General features: G+C 63.1%; 3 protein-coding genes. 1 reads left to right on the top strand and 2 read right to left on the bottom strand.

Annotation, left to right across the window (positions count from 1 at the left end):
- Nucleotides 1-26: 26 nt before the first annotated feature.
- Nucleotides 27-1,238 carry a tyrosine--tRNA ligase gene (gene tyrS, locus DW850_RS08520; protein WP_117786819.1) on the bottom strand — a complete coding sequence of 404 codons (1,212 nt, stop codon included), beginning with the start codon at nucleotides 1,236-1,238 and terminating at the stop codon, nucleotides 27-29.
- A 97-nt stretch (nucleotides 1,239-1,335) separates the two neighbouring features.
- On the bottom strand, nucleotides 1,336-3,294 hold the full coding sequence (locus DW850_RS08515) for a U32 family peptidase (protein ID WP_158565251.1): 1,959 nt from the start codon (nucleotides 3,292-3,294) through the stop codon (nucleotides 1,336-1,338).
- A gap of 162 nt (nucleotides 3,295-3,456) precedes the next feature.
- Here DW850_RS08515 and DW850_RS08510 point away from each other — a divergent pair.
- Nucleotides 3,457-5,538, top strand: a 2,082-nt coding sequence (locus tag DW850_RS08510) for a transglycosylase domain-containing protein (RefSeq protein WP_233540647.1), incomplete at its 3' end; no start/stop codon positions are given.

Genomic DNA, 5,538 nt, shown 5'->3' with positions numbered 1-5,538 from the left:
TTACGCGGTTTGGTAAAACCGCGTAACTAAACCAGCTTAAAGCCCTTGCGCTTGCCCACGGAGAGGGTGTCGCCCAGTTTGAGGACGCTCGGATCGATGTTGTAGCTCTTGGGAGCCACAGCCTTGCCGTTGATCTTGACGCCGCCGCCGTCGATGTCGCGGCGGGCCTGACCGGCGCTGGCCGAAAGGCCCAGGTCCTTGAGCAGGCCGGCGAGGTAAATCTGGCCCTCGTCGTTGACGGTCAGCTCAACGTGCTTCTCGGGGAAGTCGGCAAGCTGGCCCTCCTTGAACACACGGTCGAACTCGGCCTGGGCCTCGTCGCCGGCGCCGGCGCCGTGGTAGGTATCGCACAGGTCGCGGCCCAGAGCGCGCTTGAGCTCGTAGGGGTCGGCAGAACCGTCGGCCAGGGCGGCGTCGATCTTGTCGACCTCGGCCGGAGCGAGCGAGCTGGCCAGACGATAGTACTTGCCGATCATCTCGTCGGGGATGGACATCGTCTTGCCGAACATATCCTTGGGAGCATCGGTCAGGCCGATGTAGTTGCCGTAGGACTTGGACATCTTGCGCACGCCATCGGTGCCCTCGAGCAGCGGCATGGTAAGCGCGATCTGCGGCTCCATGCCCATCTTCTCCATGAGCTCGCGGCCGGCGAGCAGGTTGAAGAGCTGGTCGGTGCCGCCCATCTCCACGTCGGCCTTGATCTGAACGGAGTCGAAGGCCTGCATCACGGGGTACAGGAACTCGTGGAGGGCGATCGGCGTCTGGGACTGGTAGCGCTTGGTAAAGTCATCGCGCTCGAGGATGCGGGCGACGGTGAACTTGGAGCACACCTGCAGCAGGCCGGCCAGATCCATCGACAGGATCCAGTCGCCGTTGTGCACGATGGTGGTCTTCTCGGGATCCAGGATCTTCATGGCCTGGCTCACGTAGGTCTCGGCGTTGGCCTCAATCTGCTCCTGCGAAAGCTGCGGGCGGGTGGAATTCTTGCCCGAAGGATCGCCGATCAGTGCGGTGCCGTTACCGATGATGAGGGTGACCTTGTGGCCCAGGTCCTGGAACTGACGCATCTTGCGCAGGGGCACGGCATGGCCCAGGTGCAGGTCGGGGCTGGTGGGATCGACGCCGAGCTTGATGTTGAGGGGCTCGCCCTTCTCAAGCTTCTTGCGAAGGTCGGCCTCGGGGACGATCTGCGCTGCGCCCGAGGTGATGATACGCATTTGCTCGTCGACAGACAGCATTGGGTATCCTCCTTTTGCTATAGCACCCTCACCGGATACGGCGGTGCTCGAAGTTCATAAACCCACTCATAATAACCAAAACGGCGCGGCCGAACACCTACGACAGGAAAATCCTCGTCCTGCCGCACGCGTCGATGGCAACTGACAGACGTGTACCGTCACGCTCGACCAGATAGCGCACCTGCCGACGACGCAAGCAGTCGCGGCAACGGACCTGTCCCGTCGCATCGGTAGCGCAGACGCCCTCGGCGGTCAGCAGGCAGTGCTCGCACACCATAAGCTCGGGACGGTCGGCGTCGACCGGACCCCAGACGCCGGGTTCAGCAGCCAGTTCGGCAATACGCTCCGCATCATTGCCGAGCAACTCGGCCGGCAAGTACACCCGCCCCGCACCGAGTCCGCGCAGCCAGGTAAGCGTGGCCCGATTCGCGCAGAACACCGGCGCCGCCACGTCAAACGTCACGCCCAGCTCGCGAGCGATCACCACCTGTCCCAGGTTGCGGCAGACAACGCGCCCGGCACGCTGCATCAGTGAGCGGGTCCAGTCAGCGTCACCCGTGCGGCACACCTCGTCAAGCACCACAACAGCGTCGGACAAATCGAGTTCTCCGCGCGGGTCGGCATCCATCAGCTGCCAAGCAAAAACCATGCGAGCGGGAACCGCGCACTCCACCAACTCCGTCGACGCACCGCCATCCACCGTAACGCCCTCAAAGGGCAGCACCTCAACGGCACGCGCAACGGGCGCAATCGCATCTGCCTCGGCCCGCATGCGCTCCAACACCGTTGCCGTTTGCCCCAGCACGCCGGCGCTGCGAATCAGGTACACCTCGCAGCCCGCGTCCACCTTACGCTTGCAATGCACGACGACGCGCTTCCCCGCTGCGGCATCCACCGGGCAGGGCACCTGCGGCCAGCGCTTGGGCACATCGGGACGCGCGTCGACACCCGGATAGAACCGAATCTCGAGCGTGTCACCCGCCGCCACGGCGGCATCGAGCTCAACGGTCACCTCTTCGTGGCCCACAGCGACCAAGCGCCCCACGCGCACGCCCTGGTTGATCGCGCGCTCAAAGCTCATGAGCTCGGCACCCGAACGACCCCGCAGGTAAGCATCGGTAAACCCACGGTTAAACGACCTTCCCAGCTCGCGTTCAAGCTCTTCCACGGCACCGGAGTCCCACGCGCCGTCGCACAGCATATCGAGTGCCCGACGCCACACCCTCACCACGTTGAATACGTAATCGGGATTCTTCATGCGTCCCTCGATCTTGAGCGATGCCACGCCGGCGGCAACAAGCTCGGGCAGGTGCGCGATACCCAGATAGTCACGCGGACAAAGCAGGCGGTCTCCCTCGACGGCAACAACACTCTGCCCCGCCTCGTCCACTAGGTCGTACGCCAGACGGCACGGCTGCGTGCAGTCGCCGCGCATCGCCGAGCGCCCACGCCGCAGGGCCGAGAACTCGCACGCCCCCGAATAGCCGATGCAAATCGCACCGTGGCAGAATACCTCGATGGGCACGCCCGTGGCACATAGCGCCGCAATCTCGTCGACCGTCAGCTCGCGTGCCGTCGTCACGCGCTCGACCCCCAGCTCATCGGCGGCAAGCCGCACGGCACCCTCGCTATGAGCGCCCGCCTGCGTGGACAGGTGAATCTCGACCCCGGGAATCGCCGCGCGCAGCGCGCAGGCCAACCCGGCATCGGCGACAATCAGAGCATCGGCGCCCAGCTCCAGTGCATGAGCTCCCAACGCCACCACGTCGGACAACTCATCGTCAAACACGAACACGTTGAGCGTTACGTACACACGCACGCCATGGGCATGCGCCACGGCGCAGCCGCGCGCAAACTCGTTATCCGTAAAGCCATGGGCGCTCACACGGGCGTTAAAGCCGCCCAACCCCGCATAGATGGCATCGGCACCCGCGGCGATGGCCGCAAGCATCTGGTCGAGTCCGCCCGCCGGCGCCAGCAGCTCGGGCAGCGCCGCACCGGCAGCATCCAATCCAGTCTCGTATTGTCCGCTCGGCCCCATCGTCCGAATCGCCATCGACAAACTCCTTACCAAGGTATGCATTCACTCTGAAAAATGCCGTCTTCCAGCATACACGAGGCCTCGCGCGCCCCGTTTGGTTTATCGTGTAATAACTTATGTCCATCCTGCCCCGACGGCACATCCACCGTCTGGCACGACATACCTGGAGGTCAATATATGGGTCCTCGCCAACGACAGGGACACAGCCGTTCAAAGACGCACGCCCTGCCCATAATCCTGCTCTCGTTTTTGGGCTTTCTGCTGATTGCGGGCGTGGCGTTTGGCATCGGCATGGTCGGTAACGTCAACCGCTGGCTGTCCGATCTGCCCGACTACACCGACGCCAACGCGTATCTGGTGAGCGAGCCCACCGAGATCGTCGACTGTAACGGCAACAAGATCGCGAGCTTCTACACGCAAAACCGCAAGTCCATCACCAAGGACGAGGTCTCCCCCTACGTGCTGCAGGGCACCGTTGACGTCGAGGACGAGCGCTTCTACGAGCACGGCGGTATCGACCTGTGGGGTATCGCGCGTGCTGCGGTGGCAACCCTCGGCGGCGGGCACGAAGGCGCCTCGACGATCACCCAGCAGCTTGTGCGCAACACCATCCTGCAGGAGGAGCAATTCGACTCGACCATTGAGCGTAAGGTGCGCGAGGCCTACATCGCCATCAAGATGGAGGACATGTACTCCAAAGACGAGATCCTCATGATGTACCTCAACACCATCTATTACGGCCACGGCGCCTACGGCATCGAGGCCGCAGCCGAGACCTATCTGTCCAAGAGCGCCGCCGACCTCACCCTGAGCGAGGCCGCGCTACTCATCGGCCTTCCCAACTCGCCTTCGCAGTACGACCCCACGGTCAATCCCGATCTGGCACTGTCTCGCCGCAACAAGGTTCTCGACAACATGCTGCGCCTGGGCCACATCACCCAGGAGGAGCACGATGCCGCACAGGCCGAGCCCATCACCCTCAATGTGACCGAAATCTCGGGCAGCGGCGTCGACGTATACTCGCAGCCCTACTTTGTCTCCTACGTCAAGCAGCTGCTGGAGCAGGAGTTCTCGACCGACGTGCTCTTTAAGGGCGGCCTGACCGTCAAGACCACCATCGACCCCACGATGCAGCAGGTGGCAGAGAATGCCGTCCGCGAGCAGCTCGACACGCTCTCGCTTGACGGCCTGGACATGGGCATGGTCGTCGTCGACCCCAAGACCGGCTACATCAAGTGCATGGTGGGCGGCTACGACTACAACGCCGACGAGAACCACGTAAACCATGCCACGGCCAAGCGTCCCGTCGGCTCCACCTTTAAGGCCTTTACGCTGGCAACTGCCATCCAAAACGGCATGAACCCCAACGTCACCCTCAACTGCAACTCGCCGCTCAAGGCCAAGGGCACCACGACCGAGGTCCAAAATTACGCCAACCAGAGCTACGGCAACATCACGCTTAAGCAGGCGACGGCATACTCCTCCAACACCGGCTACATCCAGGTGGCGGAAGCCGTCGGCAACAGCAAGATCATCTCGCTCGTCAAAAAGCTCGGCATCGACCCCGCCAAGGACAACATCGAGGACGTTCCCGTCATGACGCTCGGCACCGGCTCGATCTCGCCACTCGAGATGGCCGCCGCCTACGCGACGTTTGCCAACGGCGGCTACTATCGCCAGCCGATCGCCATCACCGAGATTGATTCTCGTACCGGTTCGGTGCTGTACCAGCACACCGACAATCCCTCACAGGTGCTTACCGAGGGCGAGGCCGCCGCGGTCACCGATGTTCTGTCCGGCGTCATGAAGGGCAGCGGTACGGGTGCTGCCGGCGCCCTGAGTGTCAACCAGCCCTATGCCGGCAAGACGGGCACCACCGACAACACCACCAACCTTTGGTTCTGCGGCTATACCCCGCAGCTGGCGTGCGCCCTGTGGACCGGCTATTCCGCGGGCGAGATCCCCATCCAAAAGTACGGCACGGACCTGCTGGGCGACAGCACCAACCTGCCTGTCTTTAAGCGGTTTATGAACACCGTTCTGACCGGTACCGAGCGCGAGGAGTTTGCGACCGGAACGGCGCCCACCTACAAGAACAACAGCGTCTGGAAGTTCTACGGCACCAACAACACCAAGAAGTCGGAGAACGACGACAAGGACGAGGACGAAGAGGAAGAGGAAACCACCACAACAACTACCACGACGACCACGACCACCGAGACCACGGGCGGCGACACCACCGGCGGCACCGGTACGACC

The organism is Collinsella sp. AM36-4AA, assembly GCF_003467795.1.
In the GTDB taxonomy this organism is placed as follows: domain Bacteria; phylum Actinomycetota; class Coriobacteriia; order Coriobacteriales; family Coriobacteriaceae; genus Collinsella.
This window is presented reverse-complemented; position numbering and strand designations above follow the sequence as displayed.

Bases quoted from the DNA above. Each gene is read 5' to 3' on its own strand.
- tyrS (WP_117786819.1), bottom strand. From the start codon at position 1,238: ATGCTGTCTGTCGACGAGCAAATGCGTATCATCACCTCGGGCGCAGCG.
- DW850_RS08515 (WP_158565251.1), bottom strand. From the start codon at position 3,294: ATGGCGATTCGGACGATGGGGCCGAGCGGACAATACGAGACTGGATTG.